Below are 21,508 nucleotides of genomic sequence, written 5' to 3' on the forward strand. Positions count from 1 at the left end.
ATGGGTATCCACCGTGATGTTGCATACGTATGTTGGCAGACACAAAAGGTCAAGCTACGAATTATAGTAAAAAAAAGCTGGCAATGCAATGCATTACCAGCTTTTTTTTCGTACAGTGTTAAACTTATTTTAGTTCAACAGTTGCACCAGCTTCTTCAAGTTTCTTTTTCAACTCTTCAGCTTCGTCTTTAGATGCGCCTTCTTTGATTGGTGCTGGAGCACTTTCAACTAAATCTTTTGCTTCTTTTAGGCCAAGACCAGTTGCTTCACGTACGGCTTTGATAACGCCAACTTTCTTGTCGCCGAAGCTAGCAAGAACAACGTCAAACTCGTCTTTTTCTTCAGCAGCAGCAGCGCCACCAGCGGCAGCAGCAGGTGCAGCAGCAGCAACAGCAGCAGTTACACCGAATTTTTCTTCCATATCGCTGATTAGCTCAACGATGTCCATTACTGACATTTCAGCGATTGCGTTTAACACATCTTCTTTAGATAGTGCCATGAGAACTCTCCGTTATCTGATAAAAATTAATTGATTTTAATATCGCTTTGGTTGTTTGCCAAATATATAAATAGAGTTGGCAATACAGTACAACCAGCGATGTCAAAGTTACGTTAAAACAAGCAATTAAGCAGCTTCTTTTGCGTCTTTGATTGCCGCTACAGTGCGAACGAACTTGCCAGGAACAGCGTTCATAGTCTGGACAAGCTTGGTCACTGGTGCGTTCATAGTTGCCATCAAGATAGAGATTGCTTCGTCGCGAGTTGGTAGCTTCGATACGCGCTCTAGCTCTTCTGGACCATAAACTTCACCACCGACTGATACTATTTTGGTCTCCAATGCTTTGTTTTCTTTGCTAAAGTCGAAAACGACTCTAGCAGCAGAACCCAAATCTTCCATAGAGAAAGCCAAAAGTAATGGACCAGTCATACGGTCTGACATGCTCTCAAACTTAGTGCCTTCAAAAGCGCGTTTTGCTAGGGTGTTTTTTACCACTTTCAAAACGACGCCTTTTTCACGGGCTTGTACGCGCAGCTTAGTAAGCTGTGCAACACCAAGACCGTGATATTCGGCAGCTACTGCTGAGTAAGCATTAGCAGCAACTTCAGACACTTCAGCCACAACTTGTTGTTTTTGTTCTAGCGTTAATGCCATAAGTTGACTCCTTTAATCTTATCAATCCGCTCAACTTTTAGTTAAAAACGATCAGCTAAGATTGACTTGATACGACACGTTATTCATAACTTCTAAAAATAGAGTTTATTCATAACGACTGATTACGGCACCGTTATCAGACTGACATCGAGTGATAGATTGGTATAAATACCGGTTTATCGGCTCTTATCAACAACTGGGTGGGTCACCGTCTGCGTAGGACAACTAAGATTTTCATCTGTCGTCGATTAACAAAAGCAGCTTACCGTCATCACTAGCTATCAAAAGACCACTTAATAATGACGTAAAACCGCTCTCTACCTACGGTCTTAGACAGCATAGCGTTTGCTACGCTGACCTAATTCTTTAAAACAATATGCACTCTTTATTCAAAATCGTTGAATATCGAGTAATTTTTATACAAAAAACTATTTAGCCACGCGATAAGGAACAGGATCAATAGTGATGCCTGGGCCCATGGTGCTAGACAAGGTGATTTTCTTAATGAATGTACCTTTAGACGTCGCAGGCTTAGCGCGCTTTAGATCTGAGATCAATGCTTGAACGTTTTGGGCAACTTGTTCAGTCGTGAAACCAACTTGACCGATAGTTGTGTGAATGATACCCGCTTTGTCAACACGATACTGTGCTTGACCCGCTTTGGTATTGGCCACAGCTTCCGCAACATTTGGCGTTACTGTACCAACTTTTGGGTTAGGCATTAGGCCACGTGGACCTAGGATAGTACCTAGTTGACCCACCACACGCATCGCATCTGGAGCTGCAATAACAACGTCAAAGTCCATGTTGCCGGCTTTAATGTCTTCTGCTAGGTCTTCAAACCCTACAACGTCTGCACCAGCTTCTTTGGCGGCTTCAGCAGCAGCGCCTTGAGCGAATACGGCAACGCGTTTGGTTTTACCAGTACCCGCAGGTAGGTTGGTAGCACCGCGAACGACTTGGTCAGATTTACGTGGGTCAACGCCCAAGTTTACTGCGATGTCGATAGACTCTTTGAACTTCAAAGGTGGCAAATCGTTTAGGATTTGAACCGCTTCTTCAAGAGTGTATAGCTTTTCGTTTTCAATGCGATCAGCGATTAGCTTTTGACGCTTAGTAAGTTTACTCATTTACACACCCTCCACGGTAATACCCATTGAACGAGCGGTACCAGCGATGGTACGAACAGCAGCGTCAAGATCAGCAGCAGTCAAATCTGCGTCTTTAGTTTTCACGATTTCTTCTAGTTGTGCACGATCAACTTTACCGACTTTTGCGGTGTTTGGCGTACCAGAACCTTTCGTGATACCAGCAGCTTTACGTAGTAAAAACGCAGCTGGTGGCGACTTCATGATAAAGGTAAAAGACTTATCGTTATATACCGTGATTTCTGTAGGAATCGGCAGACCTGGCTCTTGGTTAGAGGTCGCTGCGTTAAACTCTTTACAGAACGCCATGATGTTCACGCCTTTTTGACCCAAAGCTGGACCAATCGGTGGTGAAGGGTTTGCTTTACCTGCAGGCACTTGCAGTTTGATGTAACCATCAATCTTCTTAGCCATGATATTCTCCTAAATGGGTGATAGCGCCAAATCAACATGGTATAAACCTTGTCGAAAAACAGCTCCCCGGTTAATGAACTTTATAGGTTTAGTCTAATTTTTCAACTTTACTAAACTCAAGCTCGACCTGAGTCGGCCTATTAAATACGTTTACGGTCAGATGTAGTTTAGACTTTTCATAATCCACTTTTTCTACCAACCCTTTAAAGTCAGTAAATGGACCATCGATGACCAACAATTCTTCGCCTGGCTCAAAGAGCGTCTTAGGACGTGGGTCAGCTTCAGTCTGATTCAGACGGTTCAAAATACGATCCGCTTCTGCCTGCGTGATAGGTGCTGGCATCTCTGGTGTACCACCAACAAAGCCCATAATACGTGGACAGTCTTTGACGATGTGCCACGTGTTGTCATTCATTTCCATCTGGATCAATACATATCCTGGAAAGAATTTACGCTCACTCTTACGCTTTTTGCCGTCTTTCATTTCGACGACTTCTTCTGTAGGCACCAACACATCACCGAACGAATCAGCAAACTCACTGCGGTTGATACGATCAGTTAATGAACGCTGTACTTGCTTTTCATATCCTGAAAATGCTTGGACAATATACCAACGCATATCACGCTCCTGATCATTATAAATAAGTCGTTATCCGTCCATTTTGGTCTTGCCCACTAATACGTGTGACTAGCCAATAAAGATACCAACGAACCAATTAAAGAAGTTATCCAACAACCAAATAAAGAACCCAACAATCGCAATCACGACAAGCACTTGCCATGTGTATTGAAAGGTTTCGTCTTTACTCGGCCAGGTCACTCGGCGTAGCTCAACCGCAGCGTCTTTTAGTAAAATTTTAAAAGCGCGACCCTGATGGGTTAAGGCCAAACACACCAAAGCAACCACAACCAAAGCAACAATGATACCAATACGCACCCAGACATCGTTGGCTGGCTGCCAATAACCGGGTAAATACTGATTGACCAATGTTGCTGCAATTAATACTACTGCGGCTACAAGCCACAAAATCAAATCTTTGATTGAGCCTGTCTTAGCAACCTCGACCGCAGTGGTCTTATTGCCTGCTGAGACGTGCTTACCTTTAGTCAGCATCGAGCTCGCCGTCGCCTTGGCATCAGATAACTTATTCTCGAGGTTATCTTGATTATTGCTCATAAAGAACTCGCTTCGGAGATGGTGAGGTACAACAAAGATGTGATAAGAAGATGGCAGGCGATGTAGGACTCGAACCTACAACCCTCGGTTTTGGAGACCGATGCTCTACCAATTGAGCCAATCGCCTATGGGTGTAAAGGACAGCATTATACAATATTTAGCATAGAATGCAAGCCCTTAGCGGTAAAATTATCATTTTTACCAAGCTTTGCTCTTAGTCATTTTGCGGCTACATCAGTCTTACTTGAGTAAATAAATAAGTAAAAATCGATGTCCCAACTGACTTATTAAAAGCAGCGTTAATATAGCAAGCTCTCATAAAAAACACAATAGACTAAAAACAAAAAGAACGGTATTTTCACTTACTGCAGTTATTAATAGTTATAGCTTTAAAAAACATACTTTATGAAGTACCACCTTCCCTGCCCCTTTCCAATAAACCCCATAACCCTCTATAAGCGCCCAAAAAAAAGCCACCCTATAAAGGATGGCTTTTCACTACTCAATACTCGGTGTCAGCTTGCGCTGAGATCAGTATCGCTTAGTCTTTTACGTTAGCTACTACACCAGCACCTACAGTACGGCCACCTTCACGGATAGCGAAACGTAGGCCTTTGTCCATAGCGATTGGGTGGATAAGTTCTACGCTCATCTCAACGTTGTCACCAGGCATGACCATTTCTGTACCGTCTTGTAATTGGATTGCGCCAGTTACGTCAGTGGTACGGAAGTAGAACTGTGGACGGTAGCCGTTTAGGAACGGAGTATGACGACCACCTTCTTCTTTTGATAGTACGTATACTTCGGCGTCGAAGTTGGTGTGTGGGGTGATTGAACCTGGCTTGGCTAGTACTTGGCCACGTTGGACTTCTTCACGCTTGGTACCACGGAGTAGTACGCCACAGTTTTCGCCTGCACGACCTTCGTCTAGCAGTTTGCGGAACATCTCAACACCAGTACAGGTGGTTTTTTGGGTGTCTTTGATACCGACGATTTCGATTTCGTCACCAACTTTTACGATACCTGATTCAACACGGCCAGTTACAACGGTACCACGACCTGAGATTGAGAATACGTCTTCGATTGGCATTAGGAATGCTTTGTCGATGTCACGCTCTGGCTCTGGGATGTAGGTGTCTAGGGTGTTTAGTAGTTCTACGACTGCTGGTTCGCCGTATTTGCCGTCGTCGCCTTTTAGGGCTTGGGTGGCACTACCTTTCATGATTGGGGTGTCGTCGCCTGGGAAGTCGTAGTCGTTTAGGAGTTCACGTACTTCCATTTCGACGAGCTCTAGCAATTCTTCGTCGTCTACTAGGTCACATTTGTTCATGAAGACGATGATGTATGGTACGCCTACCTGACGTGATAGCAAGATGTGCTCACGAGTCTGTGGCATTGGGCCGTCAGTTGCTGATACGACTAGGATTGCGCCGTCCATTTGTGCGGCACCAGTGATCATGTTTTTGACATAATCGGCGTGACCTGGGCAGTCAACGTGGGCGTAGTGACGGGTGTCGGTGTCATACTCTACGTGTGAGGTGTTGATGGTGATGCCACGTGCTTTTTCTTCTGGGGCTGAGTCAATTGACGCGTAGTCTTTGGCTTCGCCGCCTGAGGTTTTTGCTGCTACGGTTGCGATAGCGGCGGTTAGGGTTGTTTTACCGTGGTCAACGTGTCCGATGGTGCCGACGTTGACGTGTGGCTTGTTGCGTTCAAACTTGGCCTTTGCCATGGGTAATTCCTCTTTTTTTGGGGTCGGCGCTTAACTGATATAAATATTAAATTTCATATAGATAAAAGCTAAAGCAGTAGAGACCACATTAAAATAATTGTTAAAAGGTTGCACATACTAATGTGCAGATATTATAAGAAAATCACGGCCAATAACAAGTCTTTTAACAAGTTATTGGCGGATTCTTCGCTGACAATATAAAGATATGCTTTATATTGTCATTTTATGAGCGTTATTTACTCGTCATCATCTTTAGAGTTGTACTTAGAGATGATAGATTCTGCAACTGATTTTGGAATCTCAGCATACTTCTGGAATTCCATTGAGTAAGTTGCACGGCCCTGTGACATTGAGCGCATTTGTGTGGCATAACCAAACATTTCTGCTAATGGTACTTCAGCACGAATTTGCTTGGTACCACCAGGCAAGTCTTCCATGCCTTGGACCATACCGCGGCGGCGGTTTAGATCGCCCATGATATCGCCCATATATTCTTCTGGTGTTTCAACTTCTACTTTCATCACAGGCTCAAGTAGTGCTGGGTCTGCTGCCAAGAAGCCTTTACGGAACGCGATTGAACCAGCCATTTTAAATGATAGCTCATCCGAGTCGACGTCATGGTAAGAACCATCGTACAAGGTCGCTTTTACGCCAACCACTGGGTAGCCTGCAAGTACGCCGTTTTGCATACGTTCTTGGATACCTTTGTCGACCGCACCGTGATACTCTTTTGGTACCACACCACCAACAACTTCTTCAGCGAATTCGTACTCAACATCACCTGCTGGATCAAGCGGCTCAAGACGTAGCCAAACGTGACCGAATTTACCACGACCACCAGTCTGACGTACAAACTTGCCTTCTTGTTCAACTGAGGTACGAATGGTCTCACGATAAGCAACCTGCGGCGCACCGATGTTTGCTTCTACGTTAAACTCACGCTTCATACGGTCAACCAAGATCTCAAGATGTAGCTCACCCATACCACTGATGATGGTCTGACCAGACTCTTCGTCTGTGCGAACGCGGAATGATGGATCTTCTTTGGCCAAACGACCTAGAGCAATTGACATTTTTTCTTGGTCAGCTTTGGTCTTTGGCTCAACTGCTAGAGAGATAACTGGATCTGGGAATTCCATACGCTCTAGCGTGATAACGTTGTTTTCGTCACAAAGCGTATCACCCGTGGTTACGTCTTTCATACCTACCAATGCGGCGATATCACCTGTACGGATTTCTTCTAGCTCTTGTTGAGAGTCTGCCATCATCTGTACGATACGGCCAACACGCTCACGCTTCATTTTTACTGGGTTATAAACGCTAGCGCCTTGCTTAACCACACCTGAGTAGACACGAACGAAGGTTAGGTTACCAACGAACTTGTCATTCATGATTTTGAATGCTAGTGCTGAGAACGGTGCATCATCAGAAGCTTCACGAGTCGCTTCAGTTTCATCTTTATCGTTCAAGATACCACTGATTGCTGGTACGTCGATTGGTGCAGGTAGATACTGAATAACCGCATCTAGCATCTTTTGTACACCTTTGTTTTTAAAGGCAGTACCACAAAGCATTGGGATGATTTCGTTGTCGATAGTCAACTGACGAAGTGCGCTGTGGATTTGCTCTTCAGTCAATTCACCATTTTCAAGATACTCATTCATCAATTCTTCTGAAGCTTCAGCAGCGTTTTCTACGAGATACTCACGGTATTCTTCTGCTTTGTCTTGTAGCTCAGCTGGAATCTCACGCTCTTCATACTGCATACCTTGAGATGCTTCGTCCCAATAAATAGCTTTCATGGTGACTAGATCGATAACGCCTTCAAAGTCATCTTCTTTCCCGATTGGGATAACCAATGGTACTGGCTTGCCGCCTAGACGCGTTTTGATTTGATCGATGACGCGATAAAAATCAGCACCAACACGGTCCATTTTGTTAACAAACGCAAGACGTGGTACTTTGTATTTGTTTGCCTGACGCCATACGGTCTCAGACTGTGGCTGAACGCCGCCTACTGCACAGTAAACCATGCAAGCGCCATCAAGAACACGCATAGAACGCTCAACTTCAATCGTGAAGTCAACGTGACCTGGGGTATCGATGATGTTGATACGGTGTTCGTCAAACTGTTTAGCCATACCTGACCAAAAACAAGTTGTTGCTGCTGAGGTAATAGTGATACCACGCTCTTGTTCTTGCTCCATCCAGTCCATAGTGGCTGCGCCATCATGTACTTCGCCAAGTTTGTGGCTAACACCGGTATAGAATAAAACACGCTCAGTAGTGGTCGTCTTACCAGCATCGATGTGCGCTGAGATACCAATATTGCGATAGCGCTTTAGGGGAGTTTTACGAGCCATAGTGTTTTCCTAGGGAAATTCGTGTATATAATAATGTGTTGTGTCTCTGCCTAATACTCTATGACAAAGCGGTGAGCTTCGTGATATTACTTACTGATTATTGAGCCTAATACGGACAACAAAAGAGCAAATACTAAGAATAGTGTGGCATCAAATTCGGGATGTTCTCTAGCAAAAACTGTATTTCTCAGAGAAACATCTTGATAGATGTCCGCCACCTCAGTCATTAATAAATAACATTTATATATGACGGAACGATGATGGCGGCAATCAGTAGAATAAACAACAATGTAGGACTAATGAGCATGAGCCATTAGTCTCAAGCTACTATTAAAAAGCAGCTTAGAAACGGTAATGCGAGAATGCTTTGTTAGCATCCGCCATGCGGTGAACTTCGTCACGCTTTTTCATAGCAGCGCCTTTACCGTCAGCAGCGTCATTCAATTCGCCTGCCAAACGTAAAGACATTGATTTTTCAGAACGCTTAGCAGCAGCTTCGGCTAACCAACGCATTGCCAAGGCAGTACGACGGGAGGGACGTACTTCCATTGGTACTTGATAGGTAGCACCACCCACACGGCGAGCTTTTACTTCGACCATTGGGCGTACGTTTTCTAAGACTTCTTCAAAGAAAGCTACTGGATCTTCGATATTACGTTTTGCACTAACTGTCTCAAGTGCACCATAAACGATACGCTCAGCAGTAGATTTTTTACCATGACTCATTACATGGTTGATGAATTTTGCAACAGTTTGGCTACCAAACTTAGGATCCGGTAGGATCTCACGGGCAGCAACGACGCGACGTCTTGGCATAATAAATTTCCTTGTCTTCAGGAGTGTCCAACATTCACAACATCATACTTGTCATCATAGAGCATAGTGATGAGTTGTCAGTTAGCCTTACTGCATGGTGGTATGTTTAAGGGTAAGTTACATCTTATCGATCTAATTACCATCGACACCGAACCCATGCACAGTTATTGGGTAGTACTAAAAGCTAAGCAAATAACGTTTAGTTATTAAGCTTTAGGCTTCTTAGCACCGTACTTAGAGCGACCTTGCTTACGGTCTTTAACGCCTGCGCAGTCAAGTGCACCGCGAACGGTGTGATAACGTACACCTGGTAGATCTTTTACACGACCACCACGGATAAGAACAACACTGTGCTCTTGTAGGTTATGACCTTCACCGCCGATGTAGCTTGATACTTCATAGCCTGAAGTCAAACGTACACGACATACTTTACGCATGGCAGAGTTTGGTTTTTTTGGCGTGGTAGTATATACGCGAGTACATACACCGCGGCGCTGTGGGCACGCTTCCAACGCAGGAACTTTTGACTTTTCCTTGATGGACTTGCGGCCTTTACGAATCAATTGGTTAGTTGTTGCCATAAGGCATCCTTCTCCCGTTTGGTATAAAACAAAAAAATGGGGAAACACGCCAACTATCTGACATAAATACCAGATTTTGACGCACCCATTTTTAGGACAGTGTATTATAAAGAGTTGTTGCTGCTATTTCAACCACTTATGAATGGTTTCACTTTACAATCTGTGGTAGATATGCATGCAGCTACTTACTATAACATTTTATCTATTTTTCGTTAACTATCATGCAGCGAGAACCGCTAAAGTGTTGGCTAAGCGCCTAACACAACATAGTCGTATGCAAACCAGTAAATGAGCAAAAAATAGACAAAGCAGGCAAGCAAATAAAGCTTGTATAAATAAATGGCGACATCGGCGCGTTTTTCAAGTGTGTGTGAAGCCTCCGCGCTAGGCTTAAACCTCGCTTAGAACCCGCTTAGAGGCCAAGGCCCGCCTGTTATCTCTCTAATGCGCCCCTAAGTAATATATGGCTGCTGCGCCTATTTATCAGCGGACGATTGCTCTGCAGACTTTTTATCAGCCTTTGTCCTGTCTGTCTTGTCGCTATTTTTTGCGTTTTTATCTACTGTGTCTTTATGCTCTTTGCTTTTAGTATCTTTATTTTCAGCGTCCTTCTTCGCTGACTCTTTTGCTGTGTCTGTGTTTTTTGCGTCTGTTTGCTCAGCCTGCTCATCTGTTTTTTGCGCATTATCGCCGGCTTTATCGACCTTAACTTCACTACTGCTGTCATCAGTGATAGCACGGTTTGCCAATTTGGCTTCTGGGGCAAAGGTTGCTTGCGCCACGCCTATGACCTCATCAATCAGCTGGCTGTTGTAACGCATACCGATAACGACAGCGGTAGCGGGCAGTAAGCGGCGCACCCATGACAAGTTAACCTGGTCTAAATCAATACCCACTTGACTGGCGACGCGGTCTACTTGCTCGGCATAAAAATTGACGTTTTTATTTTTTAAGCCGAGGTTTTTTAGCTCATTATGCAAGCCGTTGTTTTGTGCATTGTCTAGCAGCCCTTTACCAATGCCTATACCCGCCAGCAGCGCTTGTTTTTCTTGCATTTTACTCAGGTCGGCATTGGCAAGCAGCTCATAAGCCATCTTGATGCCTTGCGTGCCGGTCAGCGGTTTGTTGTATACAGCCGCCAGCTGATAAACGGTACGTAGAGAAACCAATAGCAACCATAAAGTGTCGGCAAGCAGTCCTGGCAATCCTGCCAAGCCTGTCAGACCGCCCATGGTCGCAAGTGCGCGGTTTTGGTTGGCGATATCTGTCGCTAAGGCATAACGCTGCTCGTCATCTAAGCTCTCGATATTGGCAAAGCGATGCTCATGAGGCAAATCAATCTGACTCCAGTTAAAAGCGAGCTTGGCCACTTGCGCAAATGCGCCATCAAGGGTCGATTGAAACAAGCTATTGGGCACCACTCTTTTGGCGTATTTACCATAAGTAGCAAAACGTGGGCCAAGCAACTGCTGAGTGGCCTTTAACGTCTGCTCACGAAACAGGTCTTGCTGATAGTCGTTGTCCCCTAAATTTACGGCTTTGTATTGACGCGGCTTGCTGGTTTTGGCATTCATGCCATCAATCACAGCGCCCATACGCTCTAAATTATTGCGGGTAAATGCGCCGATACTGCTGACGCCCTTCGAGAGAGTGCTACGCTTTGCCATCTGGTTGTCCTTAATATTATGATAAATCGTCATATATGATAAATAGTATTTGAAGATGTGTCATCTTAGTCAATTATCTGTCTGTCTGTCAGTGCCAACAATGTTATTGCCGTCACCAGTTTTGTATCTAAAAGTATAACGTGTTTATAACTGTTTTTGTCTCTTATGATGACAGATGAGCATGGGTTTAAGGGTTTAATAAGTGTACTGTTGGCCGCTTTTGCTGATAGCTGTAGCGCTATTTGGTGCTTGAGGCAGTTTTGTGATTATTTTGCACTTGTACAAAGATTTTGGGGCACTGATACGGTATCATATGCGCTGCCCTCAAGTGCTATACTCTCAAGCTTATCGTATCACTTACTTACTATTATTATCAGCACCATTATCTAGAGCCTGCTCATCTCAAAGATGAGTTTTAATAAAAACCCGCCCTAGACGGCCTATAAGTAAAATATAGGGACAGCAATTAAAAAATTATTACTCAGAAGGAATAGAATATGCGCCGCGTTGTTATCACTGGAGCAGGGATTGTCTCTTGTATCGGACATGATTTGGCCACTGTCACTGCTGCACTCAAACAAGGACAGTCTGGCATCACATTTAACGAGTCTTATGCTGAGCACGACTTTAAATCGCAGGTCAGCGGCAGTATTGATCAGTCGACGCTAGATACCAGTGGCATCGACCGTAAACTAAAACGTTTTTTTAGTGACGCCAGCCTTTATGCTTATGTCAGTGCATTGAGCGCCATCGAGCATGCAGGCTTGTCACTCGAGACCATCAATAGCAACCCGCGAGTTGGGGTGGTAGCAAGCTCGGGCGGTGCATCGACAGAAAACATCGTCAGTGCCATCGATGCGATGCGCGCCAAAGGTCTGCGCGGCGTCGGCGCGATGGCGGTACCAAAAACCATGGGCAGCTCGGTATCGGCCGCACTGGCCACAGGACTTAAAATCCAAGGGGTGTCTTACTCTCTTAGCTCAGCTTGTGCCACCTCGACACATTGTATTGGCCATGCCGCCGAGCTGATTCAACTTGGCAAAGCCGATGTGGTACTCGCTGGTGGTAGTGAGGCTGAGCACTGGACCCAGTCTTGTATGTTTGATGCCATGGGCGCGGTCAGTACTCAATATAATGACACACCAACCCTTGCCTCTAGAGCTTATGACAAAGACCGTGACGGCTTTGTCATCGCGGCAGGTGGCGCGATGGTGGTGGTCGAAAGCCTAGAACATGCCGAGGCACGCGGCGCCAATATCTTAGCAGAAATCGTTGGCTACGGTGCCAGCTCTGATGGCGCTGAGATGGTCGCCCCTAGCGGCGAAGGCGCAGTGCGCTGTATGCAACAAGCCTTGGCAGACGCGGGGCTAGAGAGCGTCGACTATATCAATACCCACGGCACCAGTACGCCACTGGGCGATATCACCGAGCTCAAAGCCATCGCGCAGGTGTTTGATGGTGATATCAGCAAAGTACCTGCGATCAGCTCTACCAAGTCGATGACTGGTCATAGTCTCGGCGCTGTCGGCGCGCAAGAGCTGATTTATTGCCTACTTATGCTACAAGAAGGCTTTATCGCCCCAAGCATCAATGTCAAAGCGCTAGACCCTGCTGCTAAAGGCTTTGATATCGTTACTGACAAGCGTGATGCATCACTTGAGACCATCATGAGCAACAGCTTTGGCTTTGGCGGTACCAATGCCACACTAATCATCAAAAAGTTTGACGCCTAAATAATGCCTGTAAACACTCATTCTACCAATCACATAAACCCTACCCCATCGCCAGCTACTCACCCTAGCTGGCGTTTTGGTGCGCTGGGTGCGGCTGAGCTGTTGCCAAAGCTGCAGCGCCACTTACTCAAGCAAGACGCTCAGGCCAACTGGCAACTGGTTTGGCTAAACAATGCTGGACGGCCAGTGATTGGCTTGCTGCCTAAAATGGCTTGGTCTGTCTATGCGACCACGCCCGAACCCAGACAGCCTGCCGCTTATACTATCGTTGGCCGCCGCCGTGGCGACAAGCATGCGGCCACTTACCGCTCCATGAGCTATGAAGCATGGCAAGAGGTGCTCATTGCCTATGGTCAAGCCCATCAGACCGACATAAATAGCCAAGCAGATCCTAGCGCGCCACCGAACTATCACCACGGGCTGATAGGATTTATCGGCTATGACATCGCAGCTCACGAGCTGAGCCCAGCGGGTGCTATCGAGCTGGCGGCGCAGCCCTGTGCGGTATTGGGGCATTACGACATATATCTGACGCCCTGCGATAGCGGTCATGGCTGGGCACTGCGTACTATAGGGCTATATACAGTAGCAGATGAGACGGACCCAACGCTTGACTCGCTGATATCCTGCTTAGACTCACTAGAGCAACAGCTATCTAAAGCAACTAATAGCATTGCAAAAACGCCTGCGCCATTATACCTACAGCCGCGCTGGCACCAACATGACTATCAAGCCGCTTTTGATAAAACCCAATACTACCTAGAGCAAGGCGACTGCTATCAGATCAACCTGACCCAAAAATGGACAGGACAGCTGTCGAGCGAGAGTAAATCTACTCAGACCACGAGTCTGATCGATTATTTGCCAGCGCTCCATCAAAACACCCAAGCGCCCTTTGCAGGGTACTTACAAACCCAGCCGCATGATGACGATAGGTTTGATAATAGCGACAATAGCCTCGATGCTCGTGACCCGCATAGCGTTAACGCTCAATTTGAGCTATTAAGCTGCTCGCCTGAGCTGTTTTTTACCTTTACCAAAGAACCTAATAGCGGCAAACATCATATCATCACCAAACCCATCAAAGGCACCATGCCACGCAGCACCAATCCCACACAAGATAATGCCTCTAAGCAGCAGCTGATCGATAGTGAAAAAGATCGCGCCGAAAACGTCATGATCGTCGACTTATTGCGTAACGACTTGGGCAAGTATGCCAAAATCGGTAGCGTCAAAGTGCCCAAGCTGTTTGCTATCGAGAGCTTTAGCAATGTCCATCATATGGTCAGCACCATTCGCGCCGAGCTAAAAGACGACACCCATCCGCTTACGGTATTGTTTGGCAGCTTGCCAGCAGGCTCTATCACCGGCACGCCCAAAAAACGCGCTGTCGAAATCATCTCTGAGTTGGAACAAGCACCGCGCGGCGCATACTGCGGTACCATGGGCTATATGAATTTTGATGGCAGTGGACAGTGGAATGTACTGATCCGCACGCTACAAGCGCGCCATGCGCCGCAGCAAGACACGCAGGTCAATTTATGGGCGGGCGGCGGTATCACGGTGGCCTCTGACTGCGATGCTGAGTATCAAGAGTGTCTGGATAAAGTGGGCAATCTATTGGACGTGCTGGCGAGAAAACCCTGACATAAAAAAGCCTGCACAGTATGATACTGACAGGCGTTATGATACTGACATGAGTTGACGCTACCTACTCAGCAGCGCTATCTATCGTATTGCTATCTGCATGCAATACCGTCAGCGCCGCTATCAATCTTTGGTGCTGCTCGGCGGTACCGACCGTGATACGTAGATACTCATTGATGCGCGGCTTATCAAAATGACGCACGATGATGCCTTGCTCACGTAGGGCGGCGGCGACCTCGCTGGCATTACCCTCTTTAGGACGCGCAAACACAAAGTTGGTATGCGAAGGCAACACCTCATAGTCCAATGCGTGTAAGCCTGCCGTCAACGACTCACGTAAATCAATCACTTGCTGACGCGTTTGCTCAAAATACTCTACATCTAACACACTCGCCGTCGCCCCAGCTTGCGCCAATTTATCGAGCGGATAGCTGTTAAAGCTGTTTTTCATGCGTGTTAAGGCTTCAATTAATGAGGCATTACCAAAGGCCATCCCAACGCGCAAACCTGCCAGTGAGCGCGATTTGGAAAACGTTTGGGTGACCAAAATATTATCACACTCGTTGATAAGACTCACAGCTGAAACCTCAGTCTCCAAACTACCCTCTTCTACTTGCGCAAAGTCGATATACGCCTCATCAATCACAATCACCGAGTTTGAATGCTCGCTTGCCAATTTACGAATATCCGCAAGCGATAATAGCAGTCCTGTCGGCGCATTGGGGTTGGCGATAATGATGCCACTACAAGGCTGACGATAAGCATCCGGATCGATACTAAAATCGTCTTCTAGCGCAATTTGCACCAGCTCTATACCAAAAGTATGGGCATACACTGGATAAAAACTATAGCCAATGTCAGGCGAGAGCACAGGGCGCTCTTTTAAGAAAAAACTGGCAAATACCAGCGCTAACACTTCATCTGAACCATTACCGACAAACACTTGATTGGCATCAAGGTCATATAGCTGAGCCAAAGCGGCGCGCAACTCATCAGACTCAGGCGCTGGATATAAGCGCAAATCATCCGCCTGCTGCGCTAAGACCTGAGCAATGGCCTCACCGACTTTAGGTGAGGGTGGAAACGGGTTTTCGTTGGTGTTTAATTTACATAAATTGTCGTGTTGCGGCTGCTCACCTGGTACATAAGGTGACAAGTTACGTGCTTTGGATGACCAAAGTCTGGTATCTATCTTTAACTCATTCATAAGTTATCCTACTATTAGCCACAAAGACTATCAAAGTTTACAGACCTAATATTTAAAAAAACTAACGCTTGCTCGTTGGCGTAAAAACATACGCCACTCTGACACGCCAATTATTGATAACGATAACGAGCTGAGCGCGCGTGGGCTTCTAAGTCCTCACGCTGCGCTAAAATATCTGCCGTTTCGGCCAAAGGCTTACTGCCCGCTTCGCTACAATAGATGATAGAGGATTTTTTTTGAAAATCATAAACACCAAGCGGTGAAGAAAAACGCGCCGTCCCCGATGTCGGTAGTACATGGTTGGGGCCTGCACAGTAATCACCGATGGCCTCAGGGGTGTGACGTCCCATAAAAATCGCCCCAGCATGACGAATATTAGCGAGCAAAGCATCAGGCTCATCGACCGACAGCTCTAAATGCTCAGGCGCCACGCGGTTGATCACTGCCATGCCCTCAGCACGGTCTTTGACCAAAATCAGCGCGCCGCGGTTTTGTAATGAGTCGCGCGCGATATCCGCTTTTGGTAGCTCGCTCAAGGCTTTTTCGATTTCAGCTGCCACCGCGTCGAGCTGCTCGCGACTGGTCGTTACAAAGATAGCTTGGGCGATACGGTCGTGCTCTGCTTGTGACAACAAATCCATCGCCAACCAGTCTGCGCGATCTTGCGCCTGCCCTTCTGCGTATACCAGCACCTCAGAGGGGCCAGCAATCATATCGATGCCCACTTGACCAAATACCGCGCGCTTGGCCGCAGCGACGTATTTATTACCAGGGCCGGTGATTTTGTCCACGGCTGGTATCGTCTCGGTACCATATGCCAACGCAGCAACCGCTTGGGCGCCGCCGATGGTAAAGACTCGGTCCACTTGTGCCAAGTGTGCCGCGGCCAGCACCAATGGATTGAGCACACCATTAGGTGCTGGCACGACCATGATAACGTCACTCACGCCAGCGACTTTGGCTGGGATGGCATTCATCAGAACCGATGAGGGATACGAGGCCAGACCACCTGGCACATAGATGCCGACACGATCCAGCGGGGTGATTTTTTGCCCCAAACGGTTGCCCAGCGCATCTTCATACTGCCAACTGTCTTGGACTTGGCGCTCATGGAAGCTCTGTATGCGCGCAGCTGCCGTGCTTATGGCGGTTTTCACCGTATCGTCTAATTGCTCAAAGGCCTCAGCAAGTGCTTCCTTAGATAGCTCTAGCTCTTGCATGGTAGTCGCTGGATGCTGGTCAAATTGCTGAGTCAATGCCAGTACCACGCTATCACCCTGATGACGCACTTGCGCGATGATATCATCAACAGTCGTTAACAAATCGGCATCATTGACCGTCTCAAAAGCAAGCAACTCGGTCAACTGGCTATCAAAATCGGCATCTTGGGTACTTAACTGGCGCATGAGCTAATCCTATATCTGAGCATGTATGCTACGGAACATTAACGAGTAAAAACAAGCGAGTCTGATACTGTGATACGTATCTGTGGCTAGGGCGTGTCCTCATTTTAAAAATGGCGATAAAAATGAGATAAATCGCCGTCAAACAAGGAAAATAGCGCAGATAATATTGAGATATTAGTCAGCTATTTGACACCGTTTGGCCAGATTTAACCATTTTTAGCCCATTTAGATGGCTATCGATTGAATTGAGGACACGCCCTAGAGTCCGGTTTAGATTATACTGGGCTTTTATGTTTTGACAAACCCATACAATAAAACCAGTTTAGCACGCTATGCTTATCATAGAGCGCCAAACTGGTTTAAAAATTTGCATCACTGTACTTAATATTACCAATGAAGCACATTGTCTTTGCAAGTATGGATGAGTGACACACCAATGCATCAAGCACTGAGCTGTTAAGCACTCGCAATGCTGTCTTTAAAGCTGTCCAAAATTGGCTCAAGCAAGGCAAACTTACGCTTGTAACTGACTTGATTGACAATAAGGCGTGACGATACATCGCAGATATGGTCACGGGCTTCAAGGCCGTTGGCACGCAAGGTGTTCCCTGTATCAACCACATCAACGATAAGGTCTCCGAGTCCGACCAGCGGTGCCAGCTCCATCGAGCCGTATAGTTTGATCACATCGACCTGCTGGCCTTGGCTGGCAAAATACGCCCGAGCCACATTGACGTACTTGGTGGCGATACGCAGACGACGATTGGGCAATGGCGCGTCTTTTACGCCTGCGGTCATCAATTTGCACTGGGCAATCTGCAAATCCAGCAGCTCATACACATGGTTGGCACCGTGCTCAAGCAGTACATCTTTACCCGCCACACCAAAATCCGCAGCGCCATGCTCGACATAGGTCGGTACATCACTGGCACGCAAGATTAAGACGCGTACATTGGGGTTTGAGGTTGGAAAAATAAGCTTACGCGAGGCTTCAGGGTCTTCTAACAACTCAACGCCCGCTGCGCGCAGCAAAGGCATGGTCTCTTCTAAAATACGGCCTTTAGATAAGGCCAGCGTTAAGCCTGAAAATTCCTCATTGACTTGGTTTAATAAACCATCATTTGATTGGCGGGTGCTTGCTTCGGTCATAATGACATCGTGTCCATGTACAGTTGGCATCCCCGATAGCGGGGCGTGAATTTATCATTGCTAAGCGATGGGGTAAACCTTCATGCGCCAATCATTGAAGTGCTTGACGCATAAGGGCTTACTGAGTCGTTCAGTGTCTGACTGACTTAAGGCATGGTTTTATGTAGTTGCTGACAAAAACCAGCAAAAAACTGCCGCCTAGTCGTTGCTGTTGTTGCTATTGATACGTTCGATATTGACGCCGAGCGCACGCAGTTTGCTTTCTACGTTTTCATAGCCGCGATCGATATGGTAAATACGATCGATCAAGCTCTCACCTTCGGCGGTCGCCGCGGCCATCACCAAGGACATCGATGCGCGTAAATCGGTCGCCATCACGGGCGCGGCGGTAAAGTTTTCGACGCCCGTAACTACGGCAGTATGACCGTCCACCTGAATGGATGCGCCCAAACGATTGAGCTCTGGCACGTGCATATAGCGGTTTTCGAAGATATTTTCGATAAAGGTACTGGTGCCATCGGCCAGACAGCTAATCGCCATGAGCTGCGCCTGCATATCTGTTGGAAAACCAGGATGCGGCTGAGTGCGAATATTGACAGGTCTTGGTCGACCCGTCATTTGCGCGCGAATCCAGTCATCACCTGTGGTAATCACCGCGCCCATATCTTCAAACTTCTCTAGCACAGGGGTCAATAACAGCGCAGAGGTGTTTTTGGCCAATACATCACCGCGAGTCATCAGCGCGCCTGCCAGATAAGAGCCTGTCTCGATACGATCCGCCACTACTGAATACTCACAACCATGCAGACGCTCAACGCCTTCGATGGTCATGGTCGAGGTACCGATGCCGCTTATCTTGGCACCCATCGCGACCAGCATGTTGGCCAAATCCACCACTTCTGGCTCCAGCGCGCAGTTGCCAAGCACTGTAGTACCTTTAGCAAGGGCAGCCGCCATGATGACGTTTTCAGTGCCGCCGACCGTGATCATATCAAACGAGAAGTTACAGCCGATTAGTTTGCCGCCTTTTGGCGCTTGCGCTTTGACATAGCCGTTTTCGACGCTAATAGTAGCGCCCATGGCTTCAAAGGCTTTGAGATGCTGATCGACAGGGCGCGAGCCAATCGCGCAGCCACCTGGCAATGAGACTTCTGCTTCGCCAAAACGTGCCAGCAACGGCCCCAATACCAAAATCGATGCGCGCATGGTCTTGACCAGATCATAGGGCGCATAAAAATTATCGATGGTTTTGGTATCGCACGTGACCGTATCACCTTGTTTTTGAATGTGGATGCCCATACCACCGATCAATGCAATCAGGGTACGCACATCTTGTAGCGATGGCACATTATGTAATGTCGTTGGGGTCTCAGCCAATATCATGGCCGCAAGTAACGGCAGCGCGGCATTTTTGGCGCCTGAAATCGTAACTTCCCCTGCAATACGACTACTACCCGTGATTAAAAATTGATCCATAAAAGTGGCAACCTAGCGATGAGTATAAAAAGATGAATATAAAAAATAAAAACCAAACCACCAAAACCCGCGATTTAGACAATAAATGAAGCAGCAGGCTTGAGGCGTCTAATTAACAGGCTTAAGCATAACGTCTCATCATAAAGAGTGACGTTTAGCCTTTTGATTGAGCGTCCCACTCAGCGGGCGTCAATGCTTGAATATTGAGCGCATGAATATCTCCGCTGGCAATCTTGTCATTAACCAGCGCATATACCGCTTGCTGACGCTGAACGCTGCGTTTGCCTTCAAAGCTGGCATCGACCACGCGCACATCAAACTTATTGCCTTGATTGGCCGCTTGAATAAAAGCGTCTGGAAAATGAGTCTGTAAAAATGCAATCAAGTCGTCAGCGTTCATGCTCATAAATCTCTCTGCCTTAAATATAAAATAGGGTATAAATATAAAGTGAAGACATTATAACAAGAGTTTGGCTATCTTACAGTATTGTCTTGCTTTACCATGCTTTATGATGCAGTAGCGACCAATCAGTCGTGCCCACAATGCCTTTCACCCTTTATCGTTATTTAAGGGCGTCATCTAGGTGGCTAAGCACTTGCGCGCGTACGTCATTGACCCAGCGTAGCGGCGGTGCCATCGCCCCAATACTGGTCGCATGGCTGGCACCTGCTATTTCACCGTTTTTGACAGAAACGCCAGCTGCTTTTAGTGCTTGCGTCATCTTGATGGTATTGCTGTCGTGGACGATGTCGTCTTTTTCGGCCGTCAATAATAAATAAGGCGGCTGCTTTCCTTTGATATGACGATCGGGCATCACCTCATCTGGCGTGGCAGCGGCGGCAAAGGCCGATGCGCTATCAAACTTACGAAAGTCATAACTATATGGCCCCGCGATGCCGACGACCGTCCCTACAGCGCTTGGCTTGATATGATAAGGGGCCAAAAACTCCTCGTTGGCGACCGCTGCCACGGCGTTGAACGCTCCAGCCGAGTGCCCAATCACCGCCACACGAGCAGGGTCAGCATACAAGCTGGCCGCGTTGTTTAGGCTCCAAGCGATCGCCTGCGCAGTGTCTTTGACATAAGCGGGATAGACATGCTCAGGCGCCTTACGGTAATTGATCACCGCTGTGACATAGCCTGCCTGCGCCAAACTCTGGCCGACAAAGGCGTATTGCTCTTTGCTCCCGCTCTCCCATGAGCCGCCATGGACAAACACCACCATCGGATAACGATCACTGATCGCGCTTTGTGCCGTCATGGCACGGGTCAACGGCTTGGGGTAATAAATATCTAAATCCTGTAAGGGCTGATCGCCGTACAAGATGTCTTTGCTGACCCCAACACCGCCGCCTGAGGTAATTCCATTGACGAGAGTCAAGGGTGATAATGCCTGCGCGCTTTGGCTTGCCAGCACCGCGCCGCCAATTGCCAACAACGCCGCGCCCGTCACTTTTAGCACCCTCTTACTTGCCGCTTGAGTATCAGCGCTTTTTGTATTCATCTTGTGACTGTGTTGGCGCTTGTGGCCATCATCATGGTCATGATGCCGCTTGCGTGTTTTGATATCCTTCATCGCCAGTATCCTTTATTTATCACCAATTATTTATCGCTCGCCACGTACCATCAGTCGCTTACCGCGGATTATTTATAGCCATCCATATAGTCACTCATCTAGCCATTCATTTACAGAGTAATCAGTTTACTGGCTGCCAAAAGATTTCTCGTGTTTTTGCTGTTACTCGTGTTTAGGCTTCTTGTCATCAGCGGCGGCTATATCAGCGCCGAATACAATCGAGGCACTGGCTCATGATGAAATGAGGTATAGTTAGCTGAAT

The 21,508-nt window shown here is 47.1% G+C and carries 19 protein-coding genes and 1 tRNA gene; 2 read left to right on the top strand and 18 right to left on the bottom strand.

The window, feature by feature from the left end:
• Positions 1-124: 124 nt before the first annotated feature.
• The 12 genes from rplL to ACNFVB_RS11840 all read right to left on the bottom strand — a co-directional run bounded on the left by rplL (position 125) and on the right by ACNFVB_RS11840 (position 11,051).
• Positions 125-499 (bottom strand): 50S ribosomal protein L7/L12, encoded by a 375-nt coding sequence (gene rplL, locus ACNFVB_RS11785; protein WP_105244189.1) that lies wholly within the window; start codon positions 497-499, stop codon positions 125-127.
• Between the two features lie 126 nt (positions 500-625).
• Positions 626-1,153: a 50S ribosomal protein L10 gene (rplJ, locus tag ACNFVB_RS11790; protein WP_334221434.1), complete on the bottom strand. Its 528-nt coding sequence runs from the start codon at positions 1,151-1,153 to the stop codon at positions 626-628.
• Positions 1,154-1,581: 428 nt separating this feature from the next.
• Entirely contained in the window at positions 1,582-2,283 is a 702-nt protein-coding gene (gene rplA, locus ACNFVB_RS11795; RefSeq protein WP_105244191.1) for a 50S ribosomal protein L1, read from the bottom strand.
• A complete protein-coding gene (gene rplK / locus ACNFVB_RS11800) occupies positions 2,284-2,715 on the bottom strand; it encodes a 50S ribosomal protein L11 (RefSeq protein ID WP_105244192.1) in 432 nt (143 codons plus the stop codon). It abuts the gene before it with no gap.
• Positions 2,716-2,803: 88 nt separating this feature from the next.
• Entirely contained in the window at positions 2,804-3,334 is a 531-nt protein-coding gene (gene nusG, locus ACNFVB_RS11805; protein ID WP_201584062.1) for a transcription termination/antitermination protein NusG, read from the bottom strand.
• A 69-nt stretch (positions 3,335-3,403) separates the two neighbouring features.
• A complete protein-coding gene (gene secE, locus ACNFVB_RS11810; protein ID WP_100750084.1) occupies positions 3,404-3,892 on the bottom strand; it encodes a preprotein translocase subunit SecE in 489 nt (162 codons plus the stop codon).
• A 51-nt stretch (positions 3,893-3,943) separates the two neighbouring features.
• A tRNA-Trp gene (locus ACNFVB_RS11815) sits at positions 3,944-4,019 on the bottom strand.
• Between the two features lie 414 nt (positions 4,020-4,433).
• Positions 4,434-5,624, bottom strand: coding sequence for an elongation factor Tu (gene tuf / locus ACNFVB_RS11820; protein ID WP_430737622.1), 1,191 nt, complete (start codon positions 5,622-5,624; stop codon positions 4,434-4,436).
• 236 nt (positions 5,625-5,860) lie between these two features.
• Positions 5,861-7,987 carry an elongation factor G gene (fusA, locus tag ACNFVB_RS11825; protein WP_288998208.1) on the bottom strand — a complete coding sequence of 709 codons (2,127 nt, stop codon included), beginning with the start codon at positions 7,985-7,987 and terminating at the stop codon, positions 5,861-5,863.
• 342 nt (positions 7,988-8,329) lie between these two features.
• On the bottom strand, positions 8,330-8,803 hold the full coding sequence (gene rpsG / locus ACNFVB_RS11830; protein ID WP_105244196.1) for a 30S ribosomal protein S7: 474 nt from the start codon (positions 8,801-8,803) through the stop codon (positions 8,330-8,332).
• Between the two features lie 206 nt (positions 8,804-9,009).
• Positions 9,010-9,384 (bottom strand): 30S ribosomal protein S12, encoded by a 375-nt coding sequence (gene rpsL / locus ACNFVB_RS11835; RefSeq protein ID WP_201573638.1) that lies wholly within the window; start codon positions 9,382-9,384, stop codon positions 9,010-9,012.
• A 476-nt stretch (positions 9,385-9,860) separates the two neighbouring features.
• Complete coding sequence (locus ACNFVB_RS11840; RefSeq protein ID WP_430737623.1) at positions 9,861-11,051, bottom strand: EcsC family protein; 1,191 nt, start codon at positions 11,049-11,051, stop codon at positions 9,861-9,863.
• A gap of 497 nt (positions 11,052-11,548) precedes the next feature.
• Between ACNFVB_RS11840 and ACNFVB_RS11845 the strand changes: the two genes are divergently transcribed.
• Together ACNFVB_RS11845 and ACNFVB_RS11850 are read left to right on the top strand one after the other, a co-directional pair.
• Positions 11,549-12,784, top strand: a complete 1,236-nt coding sequence (locus ACNFVB_RS11845; RefSeq protein WP_430737624.1) for a beta-ketoacyl synthase N-terminal-like domain-containing protein — start codon at positions 11,549-11,551, stop codon at positions 12,782-12,784.
• A gap of 3 nt (positions 12,785-12,787) precedes the next feature.
• Positions 12,788-14,431, top strand: a complete 1,644-nt coding sequence (locus ACNFVB_RS11850; RefSeq protein WP_430737625.1) for an anthranilate synthase component I family protein — start codon at positions 12,788-12,790, stop codon at positions 14,429-14,431.
• A gap of 64 nt (positions 14,432-14,495) precedes the next feature.
• Here ACNFVB_RS11850 and hisC read toward each other — a convergent pair whose 3' ends face one another.
• The 6 genes from hisC to ACNFVB_RS11880 form a co-directional block, all read right to left on the bottom strand.
• Positions 14,496-15,638: a histidinol-phosphate transaminase gene (hisC, locus tag ACNFVB_RS11855; protein WP_430737626.1), complete on the bottom strand. Its 1,143-nt coding sequence runs from the start codon at positions 15,636-15,638 to the stop codon at positions 14,496-14,498.
• 110 nt (positions 15,639-15,748) lie between these two features.
• Complete coding sequence (hisD, locus tag ACNFVB_RS11860) at positions 15,749-17,044, bottom strand: histidinol dehydrogenase (RefSeq protein ID WP_430737627.1); 1,296 nt, start codon at positions 17,042-17,044, stop codon at positions 15,749-15,751.
• Between the two features lie 456 nt (positions 17,045-17,500).
• Positions 17,501-18,193: an ATP phosphoribosyltransferase gene (hisG, locus tag ACNFVB_RS11865; RefSeq protein ID WP_075102594.1), complete on the bottom strand. Its 693-nt coding sequence runs from the start codon at positions 18,191-18,193 to the stop codon at positions 17,501-17,503.
• 198 nt (positions 18,194-18,391) lie between these two features.
• On the bottom strand, positions 18,392-19,669 hold the full coding sequence (gene murA, locus ACNFVB_RS11870) for a UDP-N-acetylglucosamine 1-carboxyvinyltransferase (RefSeq protein ID WP_105244203.1): 1,278 nt from the start codon (positions 19,667-19,669) through the stop codon (positions 18,392-18,394).
• Between the two features lie 154 nt (positions 19,670-19,823).
• Positions 19,824-20,075, bottom strand: coding sequence for a BolA family protein (locus ACNFVB_RS11875; RefSeq protein WP_100749029.1), 252 nt, complete (start codon positions 20,073-20,075; stop codon positions 19,824-19,826).
• A 157-nt stretch (positions 20,076-20,232) separates the two neighbouring features.
• Positions 20,233-21,246 (bottom strand): alpha/beta hydrolase, encoded by a 1,014-nt coding sequence (locus ACNFVB_RS11880; RefSeq protein ID WP_430737628.1) that lies wholly within the window; start codon positions 21,244-21,246, stop codon positions 20,233-20,235.
• Positions 21,247-21,508: the final 262 nt, after the last annotated feature.

The organism is Psychrobacter sp. VH5, from assembly GCF_050572635.1.
GTDB classification, from domain to species: Bacteria; Pseudomonadota; Gammaproteobacteria; order Pseudomonadales; family Moraxellaceae; genus Psychrobacter; species Psychrobacter celer.

Coding starts and splice junctions, on each gene's coding strand:
- murA (WP_105244203.1), bottom strand. CDS start 19,669: ATGGATCAATTTTTAATCACGGGTAGTAGTCGTATTGCAGGGGAAGTT.
- rplK (WP_105244192.1), bottom strand. CDS start 2,715: ATGGCTAAGAAGATTGATGGTTACATCAAACTGCAAGTGCCTGCAGGT.
- rplJ (WP_334221434.1), bottom strand. CDS start 1,153: ATGGCATTAACGCTAGAACAAAAACAACAAGTTGTGGCTGAAGTGTCT.
- rplL (WP_105244189.1), bottom strand. CDS start 499: ATGGCACTATCTAAAGAAGATGTGTTAAACGCAATCGCTGAAATGTCA.
- ACNFVB_RS11845 (WP_430737624.1), top strand. CDS start 11,549: ATGCGCCGCGTTGTTATCACTGGAGCAGGGATTGTCTCTTGTATCGGA.
- hisD (WP_430737627.1), bottom strand. CDS start 17,044: ATGCGCCAGTTAAGTACCCAAGATGCCGATTTTGATAGCCAGTTGACC.
- ACNFVB_RS11875 (WP_100749029.1), bottom strand. CDS start 20,075: ATGAGCATGAACGCTGACGACTTGATTGCATTTTTACAGACTCATTTT.
- ACNFVB_RS11880 (WP_430737628.1), bottom strand. CDS start 21,246: ATGAAGGATATCAAAACACGCAAGCGGCATCATGACCATGATGATGGC.
- tuf (WP_430737622.1), bottom strand. CDS start 5,624: ATGGCAAAGGCCAAGTTTGAACGCAACAAGCCACACGTCAACGTCGGC.
- rplA (WP_105244191.1), bottom strand. CDS start 2,283: ATGAGTAAACTTACTAAGCGTCAAAAGCTAATCGCTGATCGCATTGAA.
- fusA (WP_288998208.1), bottom strand. CDS start 7,987: ATGGCTCGTAAAACTCCCCTAAAGCGCTATCGCAATATTGGTATCTCA.
- hisC (WP_430737626.1), bottom strand. CDS start 15,638: ATGAATGAGTTAAAGATAGATACCAGACTTTGGTCATCCAAAGCACGT.
- rpsG (WP_105244196.1), bottom strand. CDS start 8,803: ATGCCAAGACGTCGCGTCGTTGCTGCCCGTGAGATCCTACCGGATCCT.
- secE (WP_100750084.1), bottom strand. CDS start 3,892: ATGAGCAATAATCAAGATAACCTCGAGAATAAGTTATCTGATGCCAAG.
- ACNFVB_RS11840 (WP_430737623.1), bottom strand. CDS start 11,051: ATGGCAAAGCGTAGCACTCTCTCGAAGGGCGTCAGCAGTATCGGCGCA.
- nusG (WP_201584062.1), bottom strand. CDS start 3,334: ATGCGTTGGTATATTGTCCAAGCATTTTCAGGATATGAAAAGCAAGTA.
- rpsL (WP_201573638.1), bottom strand. CDS start 9,384: ATGGCAACAACTAACCAATTGATTCGTAAAGGCCGCAAGTCCATCAAG.
- hisG (WP_075102594.1), bottom strand. CDS start 18,193: ATGACCGAAGCAAGCACCCGCCAATCAAATGATGGTTTATTAAACCAA.
- ACNFVB_RS11850 (WP_430737625.1), top strand. CDS start 12,788: ATGCCTGTAAACACTCATTCTACCAATCACATAAACCCTACCCCATCG.